We start from the raw sequence: 23,841 nt of genomic DNA on the forward strand, positions 1-23,841 counted from the left end.
CCCTCAATCTCTCCAGACAAGAGACTTTCATGGCTAATCAAGACCTCAGCTTCACCCCTGATCCGGATGCAGATTCGATTTCCTCCGACATCGTCGGTTTCAACGGCATTCTGGTTTCGACCCAGATCCCGACCCGCGCCGACGGCAGTCTGGAGCTGGGCGACATCACCCTGCAAAGCGAATGCACCCTGCAGGCGCTGAAAGTGGCGCTGGAGCGGGCCGGCAGTTCGATGGATCGGGTCATGCACCTGACCATCTACCTCACCGACATGGCCGATCGTGCGGCGTTCAACGAAGTCTACAAGCGCTTCTTCGCCAAACCATGGCCGGTGCGCGCCGCTGTGGGCGTGGCGTCGCTGGCGGTGGAAGGCATGCGCGTGGAAGTCACCGCAATGGCCGCCAAGGCCTGACCGCCCCCTGTAGGAGTGAGCCTGCTCGCGATAGCGGTAAATCAGCCACCATCAACGTTGACTGTGCCACCATCATCGCGAGCAGGCTCACTCCTACAGGAGACTCTCGTGTCGGATTGGAGCGAGGTCATCTGCCACTTGGCAGCACAGGCGTGCCGCTCGGGCGTTTCGCGGCTACAATGCGCGCCTTAACCGTGACAGCCTGACTAAAAAAACTATGTCCTTGCCCAAGCATCATCTGGAATTGCTCAGCCCCGCCCGTGACGTGGCGATTGCCCGCGAGGCGATCCTGCACGGCGCCGATGCCGTGTACATCGGTGGCCCGAGCTTCGGCGCGCGCCACAACGCCTGCAACGAGGTGAGCGAAATCGCCGAGCTGGTGGAGTTTGCCCGCCGTTATCACGCGCGCATTTTCACCACCATCAACACCATCCTGCACGACAACGAACTGGAGCCGGCGCGCAAGCTGATCCACCAGTTGTACGACGCCGGTGTCGACGCGCTGATCGTCCAGGATCTGGGCGTGATGGAACTGGACATCCCGCCGATCGAGCTGCATGCCAGTACCCAGACTGACATCCGCACGCTGGAGCGGGCGAAGTTCCTTGATCAGGCCGGTTTCTCGCAGCTGGTACTGGCCCGCGAGCTGAACCTCAAAGAAATCCGCGCCATCGCCGACGAAACCGATGCCGCCATCGAATTCTTCATCCACGGCGCACTGTGCGTGGCGTTCTCCGGGCAGTGCAACATCTCCCACGCGCAGACCGGGCGCAGCGCCAACCGTGGCGACTGCTCGCAGGCCTGCCGTTTGCCGTACACCCTCAAAGACGAAAAGGGTGGGGTGATCGCCTACGAAAAACACCTGCTGTCGATGAAGGACAACAACCAGAGCGCCAACATCCGCGCGCTGGTCGAGGCCGGTGTGCGTTCGTTCAAGATCGAAGGTCGCTACAAGGACATGGGCTATGTGAAGAACATCACCGCCTATTACCGCCAGCGCCTCGACGACGTGCTCGAAGACCGCCCGGACCTGGCCCGCGCTTCCAGCGGCCGTACCGCGCACTTCTTCCTGCCGGACCCGGAAAAGACCTTCCACCGTGGCAGCACCGACTACTTTGTCACCGATCGCAAGATCGACATCGGCGCGTTCGACTCGCCGACCTTCACCGGTCTGCCAGTGGGCACCGTCGAGAAAGTCGGCAAGCGTGACATGCAGGTGGTGACGCAGGAACCGCTGTCCAACGGCGATGGCCTCAACGTGCTGGTCAAGCGTGAAGTCGTGGGTTTCCGCGCCAACATCGCCGAGCCAAAGGGCGAGTTCGAAGAAGACGGCGAGAAGCGCTATCGCTACCGCGTCGAGCCGAACGAAATGCCCGAAGGCCTGTACAAGCTGCGGCCGAATCATCCGCTGAACCGCAACCTCGACCACAACTGGCAACAGGCTCTGCAGAAGACCTCTGCCGAGCGTCGTGTCGCATTGAGCTGGGTTGCACGCCTGCGTGAAGAACAGCTGGAAGTGACTGCGACCAGTGAAGAGGGGATCAGCGCCAGTGTGACTCTGAACGGCCCGTTCGGTGTGGCCAACAAACCGGAGCAGGCGCTGGAGCAATTGCAGGATCTGCTCGGTCAGCTCGGTACCACTCAGTACCACGCCACCGACATCAAACTTGATGCACCGCAGGCGTTTTTCATTCCGAACTCGCAGCTCAAGGCCTTGCGCCGTGAAGTGATCGAAGCCCTGACCGCCGCCCGTGTCGCGGCGCATCCGCGTGGCAGCCGCAAGGCCGAAACCACGCCGCCGCCGGTGTACCCGGAGTCGCACCTGTCGTTCCTGGCCAACGTCTACAACCAGAAGGCGCGCGACTTCTATCACCGTCATGGCGTGAAGCTGATCGATGCGGCCTACGAGGCGCACGAAGAGGCCGGTGAAGTGCCGGTGATGATCACCAAGCACTGCCTGCGTTTCTCGTTCAACCTGTGCCCGAAACAGGCCAAGGGCGTGACCGGTGTGCGCACCAAGGTCGCACCGATGCAGCTGATTCACGGCGACGAAGTGCTGACCCTGAAGTTCGACTGCAAGCCGTGCGAGATGCACATCATCGGCAAGATGAAAGGCCACATCCTCAACATGCCGCAACCGGGCAGTGTGGTCGGCCACATCAGCCCGGAAGACCTGCTGAAAACCATCCCGCGCGCGCCACACTGAGTGACGGGCGGGCGTGGCGCTACGGTGTCACGCCTGCTCGGGCTCGCGCTCCGCGAGGTCTTCGAGCAAGTCGGCTGACGGCACAAAGAACAGCCCCCCGGTGACTGCCGTGCTGAAGTCCAGCAAACGGTCGTAGTTGCCGACGGGTTTGCCGACAAACATATTCTCCAGCATCTGCTCGATCGGTTCCGGCGAGCGCGCGTAACCGATGAAATAGGTGCCGAACTCGCCAACCCCCGGACGACCGAACGGCATGTTGTCGCGCAGGATCTTCTGCTCCTGACCGTCCTTGGTGATGGTGGTCAGGGCGCTGTGGGAGTTGCTCGGTTTCACCTCTTCACCGAGTTCGATGTCGGCCAGCTTGGTGCGGCCGATCACCTTCTCCTGAGCCTCCACGCTCAGCGCATTCCACGCCTCCATCTTGTGCAGGTACTTCTGCACCAGCACATAACTGCCGGATTCGAACGCCGGGTCTTCGTTGCCGATCAGGGTGAAGTGGTCTGCCTTGCGGCCCACCGGGTTCTCGGTGCCATCGACGAAACCGATGATGCTGCGCATGTCGAAGTAGCGGAACCCCTGCACCTCATCCACCACGGTGATCGCGCCATTGAGTGCGCTGCACAACTGGGTTGCCAGTTCGAAACACAGGTCCATCTGGTCGGCACGGATGTGCAGCAGGATGTCGCCCGGCGTTGCGACGGCACGACGGCCCTCGACGCCGAACTCACGAAACGGATGCAGCGAGGCCGGGCGCGGGCTGCCGAACAGCGAGTCCCAGGCGCTGGCGCTGAACCCGCAGACACACGACAGGTTGCCGTTGGGCACACGTTTGCCGACCGAACGGGTGAGGGCGGCGATGTCGCCGCACCAGCCGCGCACCTGACTGGCGGCGTCGTTCCCGGGCAGCAACGTGGCGACGATGAAGATCGCGCTGCTGGTGATGGGGTTGCAGATCGCTTGCGGCTCGGGGGTATCCATTGCTGAGGTCATCGTCGGTTCCATATGCGCGGGGCCAAGGTCGGCGCTCAGTATGAAACCAAAAACGTTTCATCGATATCTCAGAAGCGACCCAGTCGATAGGCATCCATCGTCGGCACGCCGACATTGGTCGAGGGTGACGCCAACTGAGCAATCATCTCAGCAGTCACCGCCGCCTGCGTCAGCCCCAGATGCTGATGACCGAAGGCGAGCAGCACCTTGCCGTCGCAAACCTGGTCGATGACCGGCAGCGAGTCCGGCAGCGACGGACGAAAGCCCATCCACGGCGTCGCGTCTTCAGCGTTCAAATCATGGCGGAACAAGCCCTTGCTCAAGCGATGCAGTTGCCAGGCGCGCTCCATGAACGGCGGGCGCTGCAGGCCGGCGAACTCCACGGTACCGGCCAGGCGCAGACCGCAGGTCATTGGCGTCATGATGAACTTGCGCTCCAGTGACGTCACCGCAAACGGCAGGCGCCCGTGCTCGTGCGGCAACATGAGGTGATAGCCGCGCTCGGTGTCCAGCGGCACCTGCTTGCCGGTCAGCGCGGCAGTCAGCTTCGCCGAGTGCGCACCACAGGCGATCAGCACCTGCCGCGCGCTGAAACGCCCCTGATCGGTGAGCAACGACACGCCATGTTCCTGCAACTGGCCACCCCGAACCTCCTGCTGAATGAACTGCACGCCGGCCGTTTTCGCCGCACTCACCAGTTCACACACCACCTGATACGGATCGAGAAAATGCCCGGTGCGCGGGTAGAACAATCCGCCCTGAATCTGTTCGCTGAGCTGCGGCGCGCGCTCCCTTACGGCGTTGGCCGACCAGAAATCCACCGGCACCTGCTGTTGACGCATGCGCGCCTGCAAGGCTTCGATGGCTGGCTGCGACTCGGCGCGCTCGAACACCAGCAGCGAGCCGTCCTCCTTGAGCAGGTCGGGGCGGGCGATGCTGTGCAGCAAGCGCTGCCACGCGTCGAGGCTGCTTTCGTTGAGCGCGCGCAAACCGGCCACGGTGCGCTGAAACGGCGCCGGGCGCAGGTTCAGCAGTAATCGGCTGAACCACGGCACGGCGCGTGGCAGGTACTTCCAGTCCAGGCGCAGCGGTCCCATCGGGTCCATCAGCATTGCCGGCAGGCGCTTGAGGATTGACGCATCGGCAATCGGAAACACCTGCTCGGTGGCCAGATGCCCGGCGTTGCCGAACGAGGCGCCATGACCGGGCGGCTGCTTGTCGATGACCACCACCCGTTTACCCTGACGTGCCAGTTGCAGGGCGCAGGCGACACCGATGATGCCGGCGCCGATCACCGCGATATCGGCGTTGTCCGCTGTGAGGTTGTCAGGCATGTTCAGGCTTCCCTCTGGCCGTCGAGCAAGCGTCGTAACTGCAGCGGATTCGCCTGTTTCAGCGGCGGCGGCAGCAGGCTGTCGGGAAAATCCTGATAACACACCGGACGCAGGAAACGCAGGATCGCCGCCGTACCGACCGAGGTGCTGCGCGAATCCGAGGTGGCCGGGAACGGCCCGCCATGCACCATCGCGTCACACACCTCGACCCCCGTCGGCCAGCCGTTGACCAGCAGACGTCCGGCCTTGCGTTCCAGTGTCGGCAACAAGGCCCGGGCTTGATCCAGATCGGCGTCATCCAGGTGCAGGGTGGCGGTCAACTGGCCTTCGAGGTGTTCGCAGACCTGACGGATTTCATCGTCGTTGGCGCACTGTACGAACAGTGATGCGGCACCAAAGATTTCACCTTGCAGGCGTGCGTCGGCGAGGAAGTCCTGCGCCTGAGTCATGAACAATTGCGTCTGGCACTGGTTCGGGCCTTCAGCCGCTAGACCGCTCGCCACGTGTTGCGCCTGCGGATGTTCGGCCAACGCGGCGACGGCGCTTGCATAGGCGCGGAAAATCCCCGGCGTGAGCATGGTCTGCGCCGGGCTGCGCTGGACCCCTTCGGCGGCGGTGGCGATGAAACTGTCCAGCGCCGGCCCTTGGTGAGCGATGACCAGCCCGGGATTGGTACAGAACTGCCCGGCACCCTGAGTCAGCGAGGCGACAAAACCCTGCGCCAACGCCTCACCGCGAGCGGCAAGCGCTGCGGGAAACAGCAGCACCGGATTGATCGAGCTCATTTCCGCGTACACCGGAATCGGCTCCGGCCGTGCCTGCGCCGCTTGGCTCAGGGCGAGGCCGCCACTGCGCGAGCCGGTGAAGCCCGCAGCCTTGATGCGCCAATCGCTGACCAACGCAATGCCCACTTCATTGCCCGAACCGAACAGCAGCGAAAACACGCCTTCAGGCAAACCGCATTTTTTCACCGCGCGAGCCAGCGCCTGGCCGACCAGTTCACTGGTGCCGGGATGTGCGCTATGCGCCTTGACGATCACCGGGCAACCGGCGGCCAATGCCGAAGCGGTGTCGCCGCCCGCCACCGAGAACGCCAGCGGAAAGTTGCTGGCGCCGAACACGGCCACTGGCCCCAGCGCGATCTGCCGCTGGCGCAAATCAGAACGTGGCAGCGGCTGGCGCTGTGGTTGTGATTGATCGACGCGAACGTCCAGCCACTCGCCAGCACGCACGGTGCGGGCAAAGGTGCGCAGTTGCCCGCAAGTGCGTCCGCGTTCGCCCTGGATACGGGCGCGTGGCAGGCCGGTTTCGGCCACGGCACGGTCGATCAGCGCATCGCCAAGGGCTTCGATCTCATTGGCGATGGTTTCGAGAAATTTGGCGCGCGCCTCCAGGGAGGTCTCGCGATAACGATCAAACGCTTGCCACGCCAGTGCGCAGGCCTGTTCGACATGTTCTGCAGTGCCACCGGCATAGGCCGGTTCCAGCACTGCGTCGGTGGCGGGGTTGATCGCATGGATCGCTTCACGGCTGCCGGCAATGGCTTGGCCGCCGATCAGCATGTGGCCTGTCAGAGTCATGACGCTTCCTTGATAAAAGAGGTGAAGCCCCGGCATCACACCGGGGCAGGGACTGCGATCAGGCGAGGTTCTGTTCGGCGGACCAGTTTTTGTACCACTGGCGGAACAGCGCGTACTGGGTCTCGGCGTAACGGCGCTGGGCATCGCTCAAGGCGTCGGTTTCGTTGAAGTGCAAGGCGTATTCGCGGTCGCCGTTGAGCACCATCAGGTGCTTGTAATAGAGCACCAGGTCGCAGCCTTCGTCGAACGACGACAGCACTGCCAGCGCCGCTTCCAGTTCGCGCGCCAGACGTCGGGCCTTGGCATCGCCCTTGGCCGCTTGCTTGCTCAGCGCCACCAGTTGCAGCACTTCGCGGGGCAGGGCGTTGCCGATACCGGTGATCGCGCCGGTGGCGTTGCAGTTGACGAAACCGTGCACCACTTGGGTATCGACACCGACCATTAGGGTCACGGCATCGTCCTGCGAGGTGATGTTTTCGGCGGCGTAGCGCAAGTCGGCGCCACCGCCGAACTCCTTGAAGCCGATCAGGTTCGGGTGTTCACGGCGCAGTTCGAAGAACAGCTCGGCGCGGGTGGCGAAGCCGTAGTAGGGACTGTTGTAGATCACCGCCGGCAGGTTCGGCGCGGCGTTGAGGATCGCGGCGAAGTGGGCTTTTTGCGCGGTGGCCGAAGCACCACGGGACAAGACACGCGGAATCACCATCAGGCCATGGGCGCCGACTTTCGCCGCATGTGCAGCGTGGGACACCGCTTCACGGCTGTTGACCGCGCCAGTGCCGACGATGGTCGGTACGCCGGCGGCCACCAGACGAGCTACGCCTTCCTGACGCTCGGCCTCGGTCAGCAGCGGCCAGTCGCCCATCGAGCCGCAGTAAACCACTGCGCTCATGCCGATATCGATCAGCTCGCGCCCCTTGGCCACCAGGGCGTCGAAGTCGGGTTTACGCGCGGCGGTGCACGGGGTCATCAGCGCGGGAATGCAGCCAGTGAAGATGTTATCGCTCATTGTTGTAGCTCCTCGGGACATTCATTCGGATCGTTAGAAAAGCGGGGCACTCAGATGCCCCAGGCGAAAGGATCCTGCTCGTCGATCAGCAGGGTGGCGTCGGCGGTCATGTAGGCGCGGCCGGTAATGAATGGGCGTACGCGTTCGCCTTGCCATTCGAAGCGCCCTTCGAACTGGCTGCCGGTGATGCTCGCTTGCGTCCAGACCTGGCCTTCGGCGAGTTTGCCGTCGGCGGCCAGGCAGGCCAGTTTGGCGCTGGTGCCGGTGCCGCAGGGCGAGCGGTCGTAGGCCTTCCCCGGGCACATGACGAAGTTGCGGCTGTCGGCGTGGGCGTCGTCGGCAAACAGTTCGACGTGGTCGATCAGCGCGCCGTCCTCACCGTGGATGCCTTGGGCCTCCAGGGCCTTGAGCATCGCCCAGGTGTACTCGGTGAGGGCTTCGACGTTGCTCATCTGCAGGTCCTGGCCGTGTTCGGAAACCAGGAAAAACCAGTTGCCGCCCCAAGCGATATCGCCGGACACGCGACCGTAACCGGGCACATCGACCGGCACCTGTTTGCGGTAGCGCCAGGCGGGGACGTTGCCAAGGGTCACCGCGCCGTCCTCGTGCAGGGTGGCGCTGACCGGGCCGACCGGGGTGTCGATCTTGTGCACGCCCGGTTCGATCTGCCCCAGGTAATGCAGCGAGTTGACCAGGCCGATGGTGCCGTGGCCGCACATGCCGAGGTATCCGGCGTTGTTGAAGAAAATCACCCCGCAAGTGGCGTCCGGCGACACCGGCGCGCAATACAGCGCGCCGACCAGTACGTCGTTGCCACGCGGTTCCAGCAGGCAGGCGCGGCGCCATTGATCGTGGCCTTCGCGCAAGGCATCGCGCTTCTCGGCCATGCTGTTGCCGGGCAGCTCGGGGAAGCCCTTCATCACCAGACGCGTGGGTTCGCCGCCGGTATGGGAATCGATGATGTGCAGTCGTTTCATGGTTCGTCCCTTGAGTGAAGGTCAGGCGTGAGCAGGGCGCTGGCCCGTTGCCGAATGGGTGGAGGATTCAGCGGCTTCGCTTTCGTCGTCCTCGGTTTCCAGACGAATCAGGTGTGCCGGTACGCCGGTGGCCGCGCCCCAGTAGTAGATGGCCAGCGCGCAGACCGCGACGATCACGGTGTCGAACGGATGACTGAGCACGCCGATACCACCGAAACTGCCGAGCTTGGAGAGGACGATGGTCACCGCGTAGAAGCCGATCAGCCACGCTGAAGAGCGCACTTGCTGGCCGAGATTCAGGTGCGCGGTCGGTACCATGCGCCCGCACAGCAGGTAGATGACAAACATCAGGATTTGCAGGCCGAGCAACCACGACACGGTGCCCCAGCCCGACCAGTAGACGATCAGCGCGGCGATGATGAACGACAGCGGCCCGAGGACGCTCATGCCCTTGACCCGGAACGGACGCGGCATGTCCGGCGCGTTGCGGCGCAGTGCGGCCACCGTCACCGGAGCCACCGCATAGCTCAATACCAGCGCGGCGGAGACCACGTTGATCAGCGCTTCCCACGACGGGAACGGCAGGGTCCAGAACACCGACAGGCCAAAGGTCAGCCACAGCGCCGGGCGCGGGATGCCGGATTTTTCATCGATGCGGGTGAAGATCTTGAAGAAGGTCCCGGTCTGCGCCCAGCCATAGATCACCCGTGGCGTGGCGTTCATGTAGATGTTGCCGCAGCCGCTGGGCGAGATCACCGCATCGGCCACCACCAGATACGCTAGCCAGCCGATGCCCAGTGCCAGGGCGATGTCGCGGTACGGCAGGGCCAGTTCCTTGGCGACCCCGGCCCAGCCATTGGCGAGCATTTCGGTCGGGATGCCGCCGAGGAAAGCGGTTTGCAGCAACACGTAAATCGCGGTGGACAGCAGCACCGACAGGATCAGCGCAATCGGGATCGTGCGTTGCGGGTTCTTCACTTCACTGGCCACGGAAATGATCGGCGTCAGGCCCAGATAAGCGAAGATCACCCCGCCGGCCGACACGGCCATTTCGATGCCGGACAGACCGAACGGCGCAAAGCCATGCACTGCGAAATTCGCTGGTTTGAAGAAGGTGAACAGCACGCCGATCACCAGCAGCGGCACGATGAACTTGAACACGCTGACCAGATTGTTGGCCATGGCGAAGGTCTTCACGCTGCGGTAATTGAGCAGGAAAAACAGGCACAACAACCCGAACTGGACGAACCAGCCGAGCACGGTCGGGTCGCTGGAACCGGCCTTGGTCAATTCGGGAAACCACGCTGCCGCATATTGCCGCGAGGCAACCACTTCGATCGCCACCAGACTGGAAAACGCGATCAGCGTGATGAAGCCCATCAGGTAGCCAAGCAGCGGGCCGTGGGAGTAAACCGGGTAGCGCACCACACCGCCGGCACGGGGCAGTGCGGCGCCCAGTTCGCAGTAGACGATGCCCAGCAGCAACACGGCGAAACCACCGAGCAGCCAGGAAAAAATCCCTGCCGGGCCGGCGATGGCCGACACGTGACTGGCCGCGAACAACCAGCCCGAACCGAAGATCGCCCCCAGTCCGATGAACGTGAGGTCTATCAATGAAAGTTGTTTCTTGAACTTGCCTTGGCCTGTCATAGCGTCGCCTTCTTGTTGGTTGTTGGAGGGGCGTGCAGTGGCGCTACAGTGAACTCATCAGGCGATGCGCGATTGATGTTTTTTGCCGGTGACGATGACGAAATCAGCACAATGGCCAAGGTCAAAGGCCCGGCTCGACAGGCTGTCGGCCATCGGGCAATCTGCGCGCAAGCCAATGCGCACCGTGGGGAGTGACAGTCATGACGCAGAATGCGTTTGCGATCCTGAGCCAGCAGAACGAAGCGAGCCGACCGCAAAGCCTCGACGATCTGCTCGCCAGCATGGCGCTGCTGTTACCGATGCTGGATGTGATTCCCAACGCGGCGATCTTCATCAAGGACCTGCAGGCGCGTTACGTCATGGCCAACCAGACTTTGGTGCAGCGCTGCGGTTTGAAAGACCTGCGACCGCTGCTGGGCAAGACCAGCGCCGAGGTGTTTCCGGCGCAATTGGGGCCGGGCTATACCGAGCAGGATCGGCGCGTGCTGGAAGAGGGGTTTGTGTTGGAGGATCAGCTGGAGCTGCATCTGTACGGCAGCCGCGAACCGGGTTGGTGCCTGACCCACAAGCGTCCGCTGTACGATCGCGACAACCGGATCATTGGCCTGGCGGGAATTTCCGTCGACCTGCAAACCGCCAGCGAAACCCATCCGGCGTATCAGCGGCTGGCGGCGGTGGACGAGTACATTCGGGCGAATTTCGCCAGCCGCGTCAGCCTGAGCGAACTGACGCGCATCGCCGGGATTTCAGTGGCGCAACTGGAGCGCTACTGCAAGCGCGTGTTCCACCTCACGCCGCGGCAGATGATCCAGAAAGTCCGTCTTGAGCACGCGCATCGGCTGTTGCACGGCGACTTGCCGATCACCGAAGTGGCGCTGCAGTGCGGTTATACCGACCACAGCGCGTTCACCCGGCAGTTCAAGGCTTCCACCGGATTCACCCCGCGCCAGTATCGCTTGGCGACAGCGCCCTGAGGCTTGCCCGTCAGGCCTTGACCCAACGCTGCCGGCTCCAGGCACTCAGCGAATCCACGCCCAGCACCAGAATCAGCATCGCCAGAATCACCGTGCTCGCCTGCGCTTCCTGAAACAGGCTGAGGCTGACATACAGCATCTGCCCCAAACCACCGGCACCGACAAAGCCCAACACGCTGGCCATGCGAATGTTGTTTTCCCAGCGATACAGGCAATAGGCGAGCAATTGCGGAGCGAGGTTGGGCAGGGTGCCATAGCAGAAGGCGAGCGCCGGGTTGCCGCCCTGCAAGCGGATCGCTTCGGCCGGTTCCGGCGGGGTATTTTCCAGCGCTTCGGCGAACAACCGGCCGAGCACGCCGGTGGTGTGCAGGGCCAGCGCCAGGGTGCCGGCGTTCGGGCCGAGGCCGGCGGCGAGCACCATCAGTGCCGCCCACACCAGTTCCGGAATCGCCCGCAGACCGTTGAGCAGCAGGCGCGAAGCGCTTTGCAGCGGCCAGCCGAAACGTCCGGCGGCGGGCAGCGCGAGGAGGATGCCGAACACCGCCGCGAGCAGGGTGCCGAGGGCCGACATGGCCAGGGTTTCCAGCGAGCCCTTGAGGATCGCCTGCAAATGCGTGGCGCTCAGGTCCGGGCTGAGAAAGCGCTGCGCGTAGGCACCCATCTGCTTGAGGCTGGTGGCGCTGCCGAGTTCACCGAGATCGAGTTCGAGGTAACCGAACGAGGCGATAACCGCGACGCCAATGCCGACGATCAGCAACAGATTGATCAGGCGATTCATGTCAGCCTCCAGCGCAGCAGGCGGCTGAGTTGGTCGGCACCGAGCACCAGAATCAGGAACGTCAGCAACATGCTCGCCACTTCACCGCTGGCGAACATGCGCAATGATAGGTCGATCTGTTGGCCGAGGCCTCCGGCGCCGACAAATCCCATCACCACCGACGCACGAATCGCGCACTCCCAGCGATACACCGTGTACGACAGCAGCTCGGCCGCGACATTCGGCAGAATCCCGTAGGCAAACGCCGCGAGTCGTCCGCTGCCGGCCTGCATCAAGGCGTGCGCCGGGCGTTGGTCGGTGGATTCGAAAATTTCCGCGTAGACCTTGCCGAGCATGCCGCTGTAGGTGATGGCGATCGCCAGCACACCGGCTGCCGGGCCTAGGCCCACGGCACGCACAAACAGCAGTGCCCAGACGATCTCCGGCACGCTGCGCAAGAAGATCAGCAGCCCGCGTACCGGCCAGCGCAGCAAGCGCCCGACCCGACTGGGAATGCCGCCGCGGGACGCGGCGGACAACGACAGCGCGCGGCTGGCAATCAGGCTCGCCGGTACCGCCAGCAGCAGCGCCAGGGCCATGCCGGCGGTGGCGATGGCCAGTGTTTGCAGAGTGGCTTTGAACAGTAACTGAAGAAAGTCGTGGTCATGCGCCGGTGGCCAGAACCCGGAGATGAAACGACCCATTTCGGTCTGGCTGTCGCTGTGTAGCAGCACGCCAAGGTCCAGTTCGCTGAGCTGGATGCCCGGCCACAGCAGGGCAAGTGCCAGCAGGGTCAGCAGTAATCGCGGCGCGGCGGCCGGGTCGCGTGAATCGGCCCTCAGCATCGCGGGATCTGCACAATCAGCGGCGCACTGGGCGTTGTCGGGCTTTGCAATTGCTCGTTGACGTACAGCGTGTCGAGCATCTCGCGGCTGACCTGTTCGGCCGGGCTGTCGAACAGGATCTGGCCATCGCGCAAACCGATGATGCGCGGAAAGTGTGCCAGCGCCAGTTCCACCGCGTGCAGGCTCGCCACCAGCGTGACGTTATGCGCCCGGGCATGCTGCGAGAGGATCGACAGGGTGTGCCCGGCCAGCACCGGGTCCATCGCCGACACCGGTTCGTCCGCCAGCAGAATCTCCGGCGCCTGATACAGCACCCGGGCAATGCCTACGCGCTGCAATTGGCCGCCGGACAATTGCTGGCAGTAAGCGAAGAGTTTGTCGCCCAGATCCAGGCGGGCGAGGGCCGCACGGGCGCCGGGAATATCCGTGGGATGCAGCAGATTCAGCAGGCTCTTGCCCAAACTCCATTGGCCGAGTTTACCGGCCAGCACCGCCGTCACCACGCGCTGGCGCGGCGGCAGCGGTGGGGCTTGATGCACCAGGCCGATGCGCGCACGCAGGCGTTGCCGTTGACGAGTGGAGAGGTGCCAGGGACGTTCGCCCAGCACCTCGATTTCGCCGCTGCTGGGGCGCAACGCGGTGGCCAGCAAGTTCAGCAGACTGGATTTTCCGGCGCCGGACGGGCCGATGATCGCCACCTGTTCGCCCGCGCCAATCTGCAGGTCGACGCCGCGTAGCGCATCGACCCCGTTGACGTGGTGCAGTTTGGCTTGTTTGAGGCTCAGGGTCATTTCAACAGATCGGCAGCGCGAGCAGCTTCCTCGATACCCTTGTAGTTTTCGGGCTTGGTGTCGATGAAGCGGCTGGCAGCCTGCAGATCAAGAATCTTCTTTTGCTCGGGGTTGGCCGGGTCGAGGTCAAGGAAAGCTTTCTTGATCTTCGCCGCCAGCGCCGGGTCGAGGGTGCCACGCACGGTCCAGTTGTAATCGAAGTAAGCGGGGGTGGTGGCGAACACATGCACCTTGCTGGTATCGACCTTGCCGGCGTCCACCAGTTTCTGCCAGACGCTGGCGTTCAAGACACCGGCATCGACCTTGCCGGCCTGAACCCAGGCGACGGTGGCATCGTGCGCGCCGGAGTAGGCGACGCGGCTGAAATAGGCTTCAGGCTTGATGTTGTCGTTCTTCAGCATGAAATAACGAGGCATCAGGCTGCCGGAGGTGGACGACACCGAGCCGAAGGCAAAGGTTTTGCCCTTGAGGTCGGCCAGGCTCTTGACGTTCGGGTCGGCGGTGATGAATTTGCTGGTGAACTGCGCATCCTGCTCGCGCTGCACCAGCGGGATCACCGGGGTGGTGGCGTCGGTCTTCAGGCGTGCCTGAACAAAGGTGAAACCGCCCAGCCAGGCCATGTCGAGGCGGTCGGTCGCCAGCGCTTCAACCACCGCCGGATAGTCGGCCACGGGAACGAACTGCACCTTCATGCCCAACTGCTGCTCCAGGTACGCACCGAGCGGCTCGAACTTGCGCAGCAATTCGGTCGGGGCTTCGTCGGGAATCGCGCTGACCCGCAACACATCGGCGGCATGCGCCACCAGAGCAGAAAAAGACAGGGCCAGAGCAGCAGTCAGTGCCAGGGTTCGTTTGAGCATGGAAATCTCCGTTTCATGAGCGTCGCATTCTAAGCGCCACCGGGCGCGGTGTCGCGCGCGGACGCTCAATCAGGTTAGACGAAACGGCGAGGTTATACGCAGCCGCGCTGTCAATGACCAGCGCGGGTGCTCGGTGATGTTTTGCTCCACGTTTCTTGCCAGTGGATTGATCCGAGATGAATCGGCCGATTCAGGATCGCTCGTTGCCGTTTTGGCCGTCGCTGATGCGCTGTCGCGTGTCTTGGTCGATCAGCTCACGCAGGGTGGCGAAGACCGGGTCGGCACTGGTGTATTTCTTGCCGTAGCCCAGATTGAAACCGTAATCGAAATCCGCCGGGTTCAGCCCCTGGTTGTGTTGCAGCAGCGTCTCCAGTTTATCCAGTGCCTTGACCGCTTTGGCTTCGGCGGACTGAGCATTTTCGTAGTCGTCCCACAGCGCCAGAATTTCGCTGCGCAGCGCCTCATCGAGCGCACCGGTCAGCAGCAGAAGGTCGTTGCGTTCCTGTTCACCCTTGTCGGGGAACGCGGCCTGATTGACCGCTGGAATGTCACCATTGATGGCTTCGCCCAAATCGTGAATCACGCACATCTTCAGGACCTTGAGCAGGTCGAGGCCGGCCAGTTGATCGGCGAATACAATCGCCATCAGGCACAGGCGCCAGCTGTGTTCGGCGGTGCTTTCGGTGCGGCCGCTGGAGGTGTGCGCGCTGCGCAGCACGTCCTTGAGTTTTTCTGCTTCGCGCAGAAATTCGAGGCGGCCTTTGATCATTTCGAGGTTCATGTGTCTGCCTGGCTGATTACGCCGAAAAGCTCAGCCTAGAACCGCAGGGGCTTGGCGTCCACGCATAAAATATGCGTTCAGAGGGTTTCCACCAGCCGCGCGGCGCTGCCGTCGGAGAGTGGAATGCGCGTCCAGCGGCATCGGCCGGCGCGGATCGGCACGAGGTCGGAGGCATTGCTGCCGGTGCTGAATTCCACGGCTGGCGGCGCCTGAATTTCGTGCCAACCGCTGGTTGCCAGGGCCGACTCTCTGAGCACAATTTCCGGCGTTGCGAAGCGCCACAGCGATTGTCCCAGCAACGTACTCAAGGGTCGGGTGAACTCGGCAGCACGCGCAGGAGAGCAGGCCAGCAGGCGATGGGTGAGGTCGCAGATCAGGTGCATCGGCCGCTGACTCTCCCCGATCAGACGCGCCAATACCTGATCGGCGGCGCTGTCCAGGCGCGCAGTCAGCAAACGCTCCAGTTGCAGTTGCGCGGCAGGTTCCATCGCCTGCACACCGCTTTCCCAGCGGGAAATGGTCGACTGGGTGACGTTGAACAACAGCGCCGCGTGAGTCTGTTTGACGCGATGCAACAGGCGCCAGCGTCGCAGGGCGATACCGGGCAGGGCGGGCTTCAATAACAGGTCTGACATGGCGGTTGTCGAGCAAAGGCAAGCGGGCCGGACAGTCTGAAGGCGGCCGGCCCTCGGCGCAAATCCGCCGGACGATCAGGCCGTTTCGCGCAGTTTGGCAATCACCTTGATCTCGAACTGAAACCCGGCCAGCCAGGTCACGCCCACCGCAGTGATCGTCGGATACGGTGCGCTGCCCCAGAACTCCGGTACCACTTCCCAGATGGTTTCGAAGGTCGATTGTGGATCGATCATGAACACCGTGACGTCCACCGCATCGGCGAAGCTGCAACCGGCGGCGTCGAGAATCGCATTGAGGTTATTGAACGCCAGGCGCACCTGGTTCTGCAGATCCGGTTCGGGCGAACCGTCTTCACGGCTGCCGACTTGCCCCGAGACGAACAGAAAACCGTTGGAACGAATCGCTGGCGAATAACGATGGCGCTCGTAAAGCGCATGGCGGGCTGGCGGGAACACGACGTCGCGCTGGGTCATGGGTGTCTCCATCATTGTTTGGTGGTTGTTGAAGGAGTGACTGTAGGGACTTGCGCAGTGGCGATAAACGCGCAAGCTTGGCGCTCACTGTTTGCAGATTCCAAACAATCCGAGGGTGCAAAGTGGACCGTTTCGATGCAATGCAGGCGTTCGCCCGGGTGGTCGAGGCGGGCAGTTTCACCAAGGCTGCCGAGACCTTGCACATGAGCAAGACCACCGTGACCCAACTGGTGCAGCAACTGGAAGCCCGGCTGCGGGTCAGGTTGCTCAATCGCACCACACGCAAGGTCAACGTCACTGCCGATGGCGCGATTTACTACGAGCGAGTGATCAAGCTGTTGGCCGATATGGACGACGCTGAAACCGGTCTGTCCGGCGCGTCGGCATTGCCCAGAGGACGCTTGCGCGTAGATGTGCCGAGCCCGCTGGCGAGGCTGATTCTGGTGCCAGCATTGCCTGAGTTTCATGCGCGTTATCCGGACATTCAGATCGACATGGGTGTCAGCGACCGCATCGTCGACATCATCGATGAGAACGTTGACTGCGTGGTGCGCGGCGGCGAATTGCTTGATCAGTCACTGATGGCGCGGCGGGTGGCCGATCTTCAGCTCGGGGTTTTCGCCGCGCCGGATTATCTGGCCCGCGCCGGCACGCCGCAGCATCCACGCGAGCTGGAGGACTCGCATCATCGGGTGGTCGGTTTTCTCTGGGCGCGCACCGGCAAACCCGTGCCTTACGCCTTGCACAATGGCAGCGAACACCTGCAGATCAAGGGCCGCCACGTGCTCGCCGTCGATGACGGCAACGCTTACCTTGCGGCAGGTCTGGCCGGCATGGGCGTGCTGTGGTTGCCCAGGTACATGTCGCACGCGCATCAGACTCGGGGTGAGTTGGTGCCGCTGTTCGAGGACTGGCAACTCGAGCCGATGCCGCTCTACGTGGCGTACCCGCCGAACCGGCATATCAGCCAAAAGCTAAGGGTATTTATCGATTGGATCGTGGCGTTGATGGCGCACCATGGTAATGGCCCGGAACTTGCTGAGCCGCGCTCCGGGACTGTCAAATAACTAACGAATAACGCCAACCATGACAGTCGCCAGCTGTGGATGCACCGCTATTCACTCAAGGAGCGTCACCCGTCATGAACATGTACATCGATATTGTCGGCGCGTGCAATTTAAGCTGCCCTTCGTGCCCGATGGGCAACTCGGAAAACGTCAACTTCAAGAAAGCCATGCAAGTCGACATGTTCCGCAAGATCGTCGAGAAGGCCCGCAACGAAGGGGTCGAGACGATCTTTCTGTACAACTGGACCGAGCCGTTGATCCACCCGCGAATCGGTGAGTTTGTCGAGATCATCAATGCCGCCGGTTTGCAGAGCGGTATCAGTTCCAACTTGAACCTGGCCAAGAACATGGAAACCGCCATGCTTGCCAACCCGTGGTTCTTCCGTATTTCGTTGTCCGGGTTTTACCAGGAGACTTACCGGCAGGGGCACGTGGGCGGCGACATTGAAGTGGTCAAAGCCAACATGATCAAACTGCATGAACTCAAGCAGCAACATGGCTTGAGTACGCGCATCGAGGTTTACTACCACCGTTATCTGGACAACATGGAAGAAGAAGGGCTGATGCGCGAATTCAGCCAGAGTCTGGGTTTCGAGTTCTCCACCGGGTATTCAGTGATGATGCCGCTGGAGAAAACGCTGGCGCTGATCGAGCGCGACCCTTCGGTGACGGCTACCGATCATGAAACCCTGAAAAGGCTGGCGCTGCCGCCCTTCGACGATCTGGTCAATCTGGTCCGTCAATATCCCAAGCAAGCGTGCTCGCTCAAGGATGACTGGCTGGTGCTCGACTGCAACGGCAATACCGTTTTGTGCTGTTCCGTTTTCAATCAGACCGAATACCAGGTCGGCAAGTATCTGGACATGCCTCTGGCGCAATTGACCGGCCTGAAGTCCACCCAGAAAAATTGCGTCGACATGTGCAATCGCTGCGCAAAAAACGGCTTGCACATCTACTCGACCCAATCCAATCGGGGGCCGCTGGAAAGTCACGCCGTCAACCGCATTATCGACTTCCAGCGGCGCACGATCATGGGGCTGCCGGTCGAAAGCGAAAAGCTTGGGCGAACCGGTGAAGTCAGTGCGGATAACTTCGACGAAGCGCAATACCTGCATATGAATCAGGACGTCAAAAACGCGATTTCCACGGGTGCGTTCACCAGCGGTTATCAGCATTACGTGCTGTTCGGTCGTCTGGAAGGCCGGCTCGGTGCGGGTTATCTCACGGTCGTCTGATCGTGCGGATCAGGTCCCGCCAGTTGGCTTGAAAGCCATTCACTGAAGCATCGCGCCATCGGGTCATTCTCGCTGTCGCGATGGGTCAGCAGCGCCCAGTTCGGGCCACGAATGGTTTGCTCCACCAAGGGCTGCAACCGCCCGTTTTCCTGCGCCTGATGGCTGAGCAACTGACTGACCAGCGCAATCCCCAGCCCTGCCGCAGCGGCATCGAGCAACAAGCCCGGATCGGAAAAATTCAGCCCCTGATCCTGTTGCCCGACATCGACGCCGGCCTCCACCGCCCAGTGGCTCCAGTCCATTTCCCGCTCACCGTGCAGGGTGGTGCGCTGCGCGGCGGGCTGCGCCAAAACGCTGGGATGACACGCCGGAAACAGGCGGTCGGCATGCAGCACCTTGAAGCTGCATTCAGCCTGGGAGCTGATGTCGTCGCGCACCGCCAGGTCGATGGTTTGCGTGGCCATGTCCGGTACTTCATCGGTGCTGAAAATCCACAAATCGACTTGCGGATGCTGGCGCCGAAAATCCGCCAGACGCGGCAGCAACCAGTGCCGGGCAAACGCCGGCGTGGTGTTGAGCACCAGTTGATTGGGCTTCTGATATTGCCCCAGACGCCGGATGCCGACCGCCAGTTGCTGCAGCATCGCCTGGGTGGTGCTGAGCAGATCGTGGCCGGCATCGGTCAGCGCGACACTGCGACCGTTGCGAAAGAACAGCGGCTGTTCGAGGTACGCTTCGAGGCTGCGAATCTGCTGGCTGATCGCCGATTGAGTAAGGCTCAACTCATCGGCCGCCTTGTGAAAACTGCCGAGGCGCGCAGCCGCTTCGAAGCCGCGCAGGGAGCTGAGCGGCGGCCAGTGCTTGAGCATATCGATAAGTTCCTCTAATCAGTTGTGCGCTAAATCCATCGTTTGTTGGTGCGGTTTTAGCTCCGTAGCATTCACCTCAAGCCAAATCACGGCAATATCCATTGAACACAATGGCTTAATCGAGAGGTGCTTGTCATGCCGCGCAACGAGAATAACAACAACGCTTGGATGATGCCTGCTGAATGGGTGACGCATGCCGCGACCTGGATGGTCTGGCCGCACAACAAGGCGCTGTGGGAGTCAGGCTGGCGCGTGACATTGCCGCAGGTGCAAGAGGATTTCGCCCGGGTCGCCAACGCCATCGCGCGCTTCGAACCGGTGAAAATGGTCGTGGACCCTTCGGCGCTAGCGAGCGCCAAAGCCCTGTGCGGGCCGAACATCGAGCTGATCCCGCTGGCGGTCAACGACAGCTGGTGCCGCGACTCTGGCCCAAGCTTCGTCTGCCACCCACAACAAGGGCTGGCCGGTGTCAGCTGGCGCTTCAATGCCTGGGGCGGCAAGTCGGCGCATGAGCTGGACGAAAGCCTGGCGCGGCGCGCACTCAATCATCTGGGGCTGGAATGCTTCGGCACGCCGTTGAGCAACGAGGGCGGGGCGATTCATGTCGACGGCGAGGGCACGCTGATCACCACCGAGTCGGTGCTGCTCAACCCCAATCGCAACCCGGGCATTGGCAAGGCCGAAATGGAGGAGATTTTCAGCCGTTTGCTCGGCGTGAAGAAAACCATCTGGCTGCCGGGCGACCCGGACTACGTCACCGGCGACATGACTGACGGTCACGTTGATGGCGTCTGCGCCTTCGCCCGTCCCGGCGTGTTGCTGGTGGATGCGACCCACGACCAAAGCTCGGTGTACGCCGAAGTGGTCCGCGAAAACCGTCGTGCGCTGGAGTTGGCGACCGACGCCCAAGGCCGCCGGTTCGAGTTGATCGAACTGTTCGAAGCCAGCGAAGCGGTGGACAGCGACGCCGAAGTGTTCTGCGCCTCGTACACCAATTTCTACATCGCCAACGGCGCGATCATCATGCCGGCCTACGGCATCGAGGCCGACGAGGTGGCGGCCAAAGTGCTGGCGCAGGCGTTCCCCGGACGCGAAGTGGTGCCGGTGCGCATCAATCATCTGGCCCATGGCGGCGGAGGGGTGCATTGCATCACCCAGCAGCAACCGGCCTGGCCAGTGGAGGGTTGAGCGATGAGCCATCTGACCATCGCCACCACCCAGATGCCGTGCACCTGGGATCTGCCGCGCAACCTCGATCAGGCCGAGCAACTGGTCCGCGACGCGGCCGCGAAGGGCGCGCAGGTGATCCTGTTGCAGGAGCTGTTCGCCACGCCATATTTCTGCATCGAACAGAGCCACAAACATCTGGCGCTGGCCGAGGAGTATCGCGACAGCCGCGTGCTGCAGCGTTTCGCCGCGCTGGCCAAAGAGCTGGGCGTGGTGCTGCCGCTGAGCTGGTTCGAGCAGGCCGGCAATGCGTATTTCAATTCGCTCACCGTAGCCGATGCCGACGGGCGCCTGTCGGGGGTGTACCGCAAAACCCACATCCCCAACGCCATCGGCTATCAGGAGAAGGAATATTTCAGCCCCGGCGATAGCGGCTTCAAAGTCTGGGAAACCGCGTTCGGTCGCCTCGGCGTGGGTATCTGCTGGGATCAGTGGTTTCCCGAGACCGCGCGTTGTCTGGCGTTGATGGGCGCTGAAGTGTTGCTGTTTCCCACGGCCATCGGCTCTGAGCCGGGTTGCGTGGCGCTGGATTCTCGCGACCACTGGCAGATGACCATGCGCGGCCATGCCGCCGCTAATCTGCTGCCGGTGGTGGCGGCCAACCGGGTCGGGCGCGAAGTGGCGAGCACCGATCCGTCGCTGCAGATGAGCTTCTACGGTTCGTCGTTCATCAGCGATCACAAAGGCCAGTTGCTGGCCGAAGCCGACCGCGACAGCACGGGCGTGCTGGTGCACGGCCTCGATCTCGACGCGATGCGCGAAGAGCGCCTGAGCTGGGGCATCTACCGCGACCGCAGGCCGGACATGTACGGCGCGCTGCTCAGTCAGGATGGTCGCAATCTTCATGCACGCTGGAACGCTCAAGGGGTTTGATATGGCTAAGCATCACAAACGACTGCTCGGCGTTCTGGGCCTGGCGCTGACCTGCGTGATTCCGGCGCTGCATGCCGAGGACAAAACCCTGCGGCTGTACAACTGGGCCGATTACTTTGCCGAAGACACCCTGAGCCGCTTTACCGCGGAAACCGGGATCAAGGTGATCTACGACGTCATGGACGGCAGCGAAACCCTCGAAGCGAAGATGCTTTCAGGTGGCAGCAGCTATGACCTGATTTTCCCCGGTGACACCGTCGCCGAGCGCCTTATGCGCGCCGGCAGCCTGATGCCGCTGGCCCCATCGAAGCTGACGGCGCTGGCCGACATAGAACCCGGCTTGCAGAAATTGCGCAGCCATTACGAGCACTCCAGCAAAGCCACCGTGCCCTACACCTGGGGCACCATCGGCCTGACCTACAACGCGGCGCAGATCCAGCAGCGCGTGGCCGACGCACCGGTCAACAGCCTGGACATGCTGTTCAAACCGGAGTTGGCGGCGAAGTTTGCCGATTGCGGTATTTCGCTGATCGACTCGCCAGACGAAGTGCTGGCAGTCGTGCTCAATTATCTGGGCCGCGATCCGCGCAGCGCGAAACCGGCGGATCTGGCGGCGGCCAGTGAGCTGCTGATGAAGCTGCGGCCGTACGTGCGCAAGTTTCAGTCGCAACCGGTGACCGATCTGGTCAACGGCAACCTGTGCCTGTCGCTGGGTTACAGCGGCGATATGACCCAGGCCCAACGCACCTCGGACAGTGCCGGCAAGACCACCCGGTTCGAGTACCGCATCCCTCGCGAAGGCACCACTGTGTGGATGGACACCATGGCGATTCCTGTCGATGCGAAACACCCGGAATACGCCTACGCGTTCATCAACTTCGTGATGCGCCCGCAGAACATGGCGGCGATCAGTAACTTCACCGGTTACCCGACTTCCAACGCCAAGGCGCGGGACAGCGTCGACGCCGCGATGCGCAATAACCCGGACATCTACCTCGACGAGGCGACCTATGCTCGATTGATCCCGGGCAAGGACATCCCCCAGGCCGACATGCGCGCACGGATGCGCACCTGGACCAAATTCAAAACCGCCACCCACCCATGATTCAACGGCCGGCGCCCGGTCGCCGGCCCTTTTCAGGAAAACCAGAGATGTCGACACGTCGTGAATTCATCAAACAGGTATCGGTCGCTGCAGGTGTCGGTGCTGCGTTCGTGGGGCTGGGCCTGGCACCCGGCAGACTTCTGGCGGCCAGCACGGGAGATTGGTTCATGCCCGACGAGGGTGACAGGCACGAACGCGCCTTCATTGCTTTCGGCGCACAGGATGCGATCTGGGAAGATTTCACCGCCGATGTGCAGGCTGCGCTGGGCCGCATCGCCCGCACCATTGCCCGTTATGAGCCGGTCACGGTGTTGTGTCGCAGTGGCGAACGCAGCCTCGCCGAAGAGTATTGCGGCACCCGCAACGTCACCTACGTGACCGCCGCGCTCGACGACATCTGGATGCGAGATATCGGCGCCAATTTTGTCATCGATGACAAAGGCGGGCTTGGCGCGGTGGACTTCAATTTCAACGGTTGGGGCAACAAGCAGCGGCACAGCAAGGATGCGAAAATCGCTGCGCGAGTGGCCGCCGATGCACAGGCGACCTACCTGCGCAGTGAACTGGTGGGCGAGGGCGGTGGTATCGAGGTCGACGGCCACGGTACCGGGATCATGACCGAAAGCAGCTGGATCAACAGCAACCGCAATCCCGGCTGGAGCAAGGCCGATGTCGAGGCTGAATTGAAGGAACGTCTGGGCCTGCGCAAAATCATCTGGCTGCCGGGGATCAAGGGCAAGGACATCACCGACGCCCACGTCGATTTCTATGCACGGTTCATCAAGCCCGGTGTGGTGATCGCCAACCTCGACAGCGACCCTGAATCCTACGATCACCAGGTCACGCTGGCGCACCTGGAGATTCTCAGGAAAGCCACCGACGCTGATGGTCGCAAACTGCAGATCCACACGATTTCGCCGCCGCTCAAGCCGCGCCAGAGCAAGTTCAACCAGAACAACCCGGATTTCGCTGCGTGTTACATCAACTACTTCGTGATCAACGGCGCGATCATCGCCCCGGAATTCGGTGACAAGGAGGCCGATAAAAAGGCTTATGACCTGTTATTGAAGCTGTACCCGCAGCGCAAAGTCGAGTTGCTGAACATCGATGCGATTGCTGCCGGTGGCGGCGGGATTCACTGCGTGACCAGTCATCAGCCGCAAGCGTGATTGACTCTTTGGCCCATCAAGCCAAC

At 62.4% G+C, this 23,841-nt stretch carries 23 protein-coding genes; 9 read left to right on the forward strand and 14 right to left on the reverse strand.

Annotation, left to right across the window (positions count from 1 at the left end):
• The first annotated feature begins 29 nt into the window (after positions 1–29).
• Both ACOYXI_RS03585 and ACOYXI_RS03590 read left to right on the forward strand, forming a co-directional pair.
• Positions 30–410, forward strand: a complete 381-nt coding sequence (locus ACOYXI_RS03585) for a RidA family protein (protein WP_135295591.1) — start codon at positions 30–32, stop codon at positions 408–410.
• A gap of 217 nt (positions 411–627) precedes the next feature.
• Positions 628–2,616 carry a peptidase U32 family protein gene (locus tag ACOYXI_RS03590; protein WP_003224378.1) on the forward strand — a complete coding sequence of 663 codons (1,989 nt, stop codon included), beginning with the start codon at positions 628–630 and terminating at the stop codon, positions 2,614–2,616.
• Positions 2,617–2,643: 27 nt separating this feature from the next.
• Here the strand turns inward: ACOYXI_RS03590 and ACOYXI_RS03595 are convergent, their stop codons facing one another.
• The 6 genes from ACOYXI_RS03595 to ACOYXI_RS03620 form a co-directional block, all read right to left on the reverse strand.
• Complete coding sequence (locus tag ACOYXI_RS03595; protein WP_135295593.1) at positions 2,644–3,606, reverse strand: Dyp-type peroxidase; 963 nt, start codon at positions 3,604–3,606, stop codon at positions 2,644–2,646.
• Positions 3,607–3,674: 68 nt separating this feature from the next.
• Positions 3,675–4,940, reverse strand: a complete 1,266-nt coding sequence (locus ACOYXI_RS03600; protein ID WP_461674327.1) for an NAD(P)/FAD-dependent oxidoreductase — start codon at positions 4,938–4,940, stop codon at positions 3,675–3,677.
• Between the two features lie 2 nt (positions 4,941–4,942).
• A complete protein-coding gene (locus tag ACOYXI_RS03605; protein WP_223008591.1) occupies positions 4,943–6,520 on the reverse strand; it encodes an aldehyde dehydrogenase (NADP(+)) in 1,578 nt (525 codons plus the stop codon).
• A gap of 58 nt (positions 6,521–6,578) precedes the next feature.
• Positions 6,579–7,526, reverse strand: coding sequence for a dihydrodipicolinate synthase family protein (locus ACOYXI_RS03610; RefSeq protein WP_041072540.1), 948 nt, complete (start codon positions 7,524–7,526; stop codon positions 6,579–6,581).
• A 50-nt stretch (positions 7,527–7,576) separates the two neighbouring features.
• A complete protein-coding gene (locus ACOYXI_RS03615) occupies positions 7,577–8,503 on the reverse strand; it encodes a 4-hydroxyproline epimerase (protein WP_098968380.1) in 927 nt (308 codons plus the stop codon).
• Between the two features lie 21 nt (positions 8,504–8,524).
• Positions 8,525–10,153 (reverse strand): APC family permease, encoded by a 1,629-nt coding sequence (locus ACOYXI_RS03620; protein ID WP_461674328.1) that lies wholly within the window; start codon positions 10,151–10,153, stop codon positions 8,525–8,527.
• A gap of 200 nt (positions 10,154–10,353) precedes the next feature.
• On the opposite strand from ACOYXI_RS03620, the gene ACOYXI_RS03625 reads away from it, so the two are divergent.
• Complete coding sequence (locus tag ACOYXI_RS03625; RefSeq protein WP_135295599.1) at positions 10,354–11,127, forward strand: AraC family transcriptional regulator; 774 nt, start codon at positions 10,354–10,356, stop codon at positions 11,125–11,127.
• Positions 11,128–11,137: 10 nt separating this feature from the next.
• Here the strand turns inward: ACOYXI_RS03625 and phnE are convergent, their stop codons facing one another.
• The 7 genes from phnE to ACOYXI_RS03660 all read right to left on the reverse strand — a co-directional run bounded on the left by phnE (position 11,138) and on the right by ACOYXI_RS03660 (position 16,270).
• On the reverse strand, positions 11,138–11,905 hold the full coding sequence (gene phnE, locus ACOYXI_RS03630; RefSeq protein WP_461674329.1) for a phosphonate ABC transporter, permease protein PhnE: 768 nt from the start codon (positions 11,903–11,905) through the stop codon (positions 11,138–11,140).
• Positions 11,902–12,729: a PhnE/PtxC family ABC transporter permease gene (locus tag ACOYXI_RS03635; protein WP_103485021.1), complete on the reverse strand. Its 828-nt coding sequence runs from the start codon at positions 12,727–12,729 to the stop codon at positions 11,902–11,904. Before ACOYXI_RS03635 ends, phnE begins: the two co-directional genes overlap by 4 nt.
• Complete coding sequence (locus ACOYXI_RS03640) at positions 12,723–13,520, reverse strand: phosphonate ABC transporter ATP-binding protein (protein WP_282412947.1); 798 nt, start codon at positions 13,518–13,520, stop codon at positions 12,723–12,725. Before ACOYXI_RS03640 ends, ACOYXI_RS03635 begins: the two co-directional genes overlap by 7 nt.
• Positions 13,517–14,380 carry a putative selenate ABC transporter substrate-binding protein gene (locus ACOYXI_RS03645; RefSeq protein ID WP_223008582.1) on the reverse strand — a complete coding sequence of 288 codons (864 nt, stop codon included), beginning with the start codon at positions 14,378–14,380 and terminating at the stop codon, positions 13,517–13,519. The genes ACOYXI_RS03640 and ACOYXI_RS03645 overlap by 4 nt, the downstream gene beginning before the upstream one ends.
• A gap of 190 nt (positions 14,381–14,570) precedes the next feature.
• Entirely contained in the window at positions 14,571–15,161 is a 591-nt protein-coding gene (locus tag ACOYXI_RS03650) for an HD domain-containing protein (protein WP_095135366.1), read from the reverse strand.
• A gap of 77 nt (positions 15,162–15,238) precedes the next feature.
• Positions 15,239–15,796 carry a helix-turn-helix domain-containing protein gene (locus ACOYXI_RS03655; protein WP_461674330.1) on the reverse strand — a complete coding sequence of 186 codons (558 nt, stop codon included), beginning with the start codon at positions 15,794–15,796 and terminating at the stop codon, positions 15,239–15,241.
• A gap of 75 nt (positions 15,797–15,871) precedes the next feature.
• Positions 15,872–16,270 carry a RidA family protein gene (locus ACOYXI_RS03660; RefSeq protein WP_461674331.1) on the reverse strand — a complete coding sequence of 133 codons (399 nt, stop codon included), beginning with the start codon at positions 16,268–16,270 and terminating at the stop codon, positions 15,872–15,874.
• Positions 16,271–16,392: 122 nt separating this feature from the next.
• Between ACOYXI_RS03660 and ACOYXI_RS03665 the strand changes: the two genes are divergently transcribed.
• Positions 16,393–17,337, forward strand: coding sequence for a LysR family transcriptional regulator (locus tag ACOYXI_RS03665; RefSeq protein ID WP_461674332.1), 945 nt, complete (start codon positions 16,393–16,395; stop codon positions 17,335–17,337).
• A 74-nt stretch (positions 17,338–17,411) separates the two neighbouring features.
• Positions 17,412–18,572, forward strand: a complete 1,161-nt coding sequence (locus ACOYXI_RS03670) for a radical SAM protein (RefSeq protein ID WP_098968389.1) — start codon at positions 17,412–17,414, stop codon at positions 18,570–18,572.
• On the opposite strand, the gene ACOYXI_RS03675 is transcribed toward ACOYXI_RS03670, so the two are convergent.
• Entirely contained in the window at positions 18,554–19,441 is an 888-nt protein-coding gene (locus ACOYXI_RS03675; protein WP_098968390.1) for a LysR substrate-binding domain-containing protein, read from the reverse strand. The two genes, ACOYXI_RS03670 and ACOYXI_RS03675, sit on opposite strands and share 19 nt — an antisense overlap.
• A gap of 135 nt (positions 19,442–19,576) precedes the next feature.
• On the opposite strand from ACOYXI_RS03675, the gene ACOYXI_RS03680 reads away from it, so the two are divergent.
• From ACOYXI_RS03680 to ACOYXI_RS03695, 4 genes are read left to right on the forward strand one after another with little or no spacing between them, the layout of a single operon-like run.
• Positions 19,577–20,629 (forward strand): agmatine deiminase family protein, encoded by a 1,053-nt coding sequence (locus tag ACOYXI_RS03680; RefSeq protein ID WP_461674333.1) that lies wholly within the window; start codon positions 19,577–19,579, stop codon positions 20,627–20,629.
• A gap of 3 nt (positions 20,630–20,632) precedes the next feature.
• Positions 20,633–21,541 (forward strand): N-carbamoylputrescine amidase, encoded by a 909-nt coding sequence (gene aguB / locus ACOYXI_RS03685; protein ID WP_210559185.1) that lies wholly within the window; start codon positions 20,633–20,635, stop codon positions 21,539–21,541.
• 1 nt (position 21,542) lies between these two features.
• Positions 21,543–22,646 (forward strand): extracellular solute-binding protein, encoded by a 1,104-nt coding sequence (locus ACOYXI_RS03690; RefSeq protein ID WP_461674334.1) that lies wholly within the window; start codon positions 21,543–21,545, stop codon positions 22,644–22,646.
• 47 nt (positions 22,647–22,693) lie between these two features.
• Positions 22,694–23,815: an agmatine deiminase family protein gene (locus tag ACOYXI_RS03695; RefSeq protein ID WP_461674335.1), complete on the forward strand. Its 1,122-nt coding sequence runs from the start codon at positions 22,694–22,696 to the stop codon at positions 23,813–23,815.
• The last annotated feature ends 26 nt before the right edge of the window (positions 23,816–23,841 follow it).

The organism is Pseudomonas sp. G3-19, from assembly GCF_054855875.1.

Bases quoted from the DNA above. Each gene is read 5' to 3' on its own strand.
- ACOYXI_RS03585 (WP_135295591.1), top strand. From the start codon at position 30: ATGGCTAATCAAGACCTCAGCTTCACCCCTGATCCGGATGCAGATTCG.
- ACOYXI_RS03590 (WP_003224378.1), top strand. From the start codon at position 628: ATGTCCTTGCCCAAGCATCATCTGGAATTGCTCAGCCCCGCCCGTGAC.
- ACOYXI_RS03595 (WP_135295593.1), bottom strand. From the start codon at position 3,606: ATGACCTCAGCAATGGATACCCCCGAGCCGCAAGCGATCTGCAACCCC.
- ACOYXI_RS03600 (WP_461674327.1), bottom strand. From the start codon at position 4,940: ATGCCTGACAACCTCACAGCGGACAACGCCGATATCGCGGTGATCGGC.
- ACOYXI_RS03605 (WP_223008591.1), bottom strand. From the start codon at position 6,520: ATGACTCTGACAGGCCACATGCTGATCGGCGGCCAAGCCATTGCCGGC.
- ACOYXI_RS03610 (WP_041072540.1), bottom strand. From the start codon at position 7,526: ATGAGCGATAACATCTTCACTGGCTGCATTCCCGCGCTGATGACCCCG.
- ACOYXI_RS03615 (WP_098968380.1), bottom strand. From the start codon at position 8,503: ATGAAACGACTGCACATCATCGATTCCCATACCGGCGGCGAACCCACG.
- ACOYXI_RS03620 (WP_461674328.1), bottom strand. From the start codon at position 10,153: ATGACAGGCCAAGGCAAGTTCAAGAAACAACTTTCATTGATAGACCTC.
- ACOYXI_RS03625 (WP_135295599.1), top strand. From the start codon at position 10,354: ATGACGCAGAATGCGTTTGCGATCCTGAGCCAGCAGAACGAAGCGAGC.
- phnE (WP_461674329.1), bottom strand. From the start codon at position 11,905: ATGAATCGCCTGATCAATCTGTTGCTGATCGTCGGCATTGGCGTCGCG.
- ACOYXI_RS03635 (WP_103485021.1), bottom strand. From the start codon at position 12,729: ATGCTGAGGGCCGATTCACGCGACCCGGCCGCCGCGCCGCGATTACTG.
- ACOYXI_RS03640 (WP_282412947.1), bottom strand. From the start codon at position 13,520: ATGACCCTGAGCCTCAAACAAGCCAAACTGCACCACGTCAACGGGGTC.
- ACOYXI_RS03645 (WP_223008582.1), bottom strand. From the start codon at position 14,380: ATGCTCAAACGAACCCTGGCACTGACTGCTGCTCTGGCCCTGTCTTTT.
- ACOYXI_RS03650 (WP_095135366.1), bottom strand. From the start codon at position 15,161: ATGAACCTCGAAATGATCAAAGGCCGCCTCGAATTTCTGCGCGAAGCA.
- ACOYXI_RS03655 (WP_461674330.1), bottom strand. From the start codon at position 15,796: ATGTCAGACCTGTTATTGAAGCCCGCCCTGCCCGGTATCGCCCTGCGA.
- ACOYXI_RS03660 (WP_461674331.1), bottom strand. From the start codon at position 16,270: ATGACCCAGCGCGACGTCGTGTTCCCGCCAGCCCGCCATGCGCTTTAC.
- ACOYXI_RS03670 (WP_098968389.1), top strand. From the start codon at position 17,412: ATGAACATGTACATCGATATTGTCGGCGCGTGCAATTTAAGCTGCCCT.
- ACOYXI_RS03675 (WP_098968390.1), bottom strand. From the start codon at position 19,441: ATGCTCAAGCACTGGCCGCCGCTCAGCTCCCTGCGCGGCTTCGAAGCG.
- ACOYXI_RS03680 (WP_461674333.1), top strand. From the start codon at position 19,577: ATGCCGCGCAACGAGAATAACAACAACGCTTGGATGATGCCTGCTGAA.
- aguB (WP_210559185.1), top strand. From the start codon at position 20,633: ATGAGCCATCTGACCATCGCCACCACCCAGATGCCGTGCACCTGGGAT.
- ACOYXI_RS03690 (WP_461674334.1), top strand. From the start codon at position 21,543: ATGGCTAAGCATCACAAACGACTGCTCGGCGTTCTGGGCCTGGCGCTG.
- ACOYXI_RS03695 (WP_461674335.1), top strand. From the start codon at position 22,694: ATGTCGACACGTCGTGAATTCATCAAACAGGTATCGGTCGCTGCAGGT.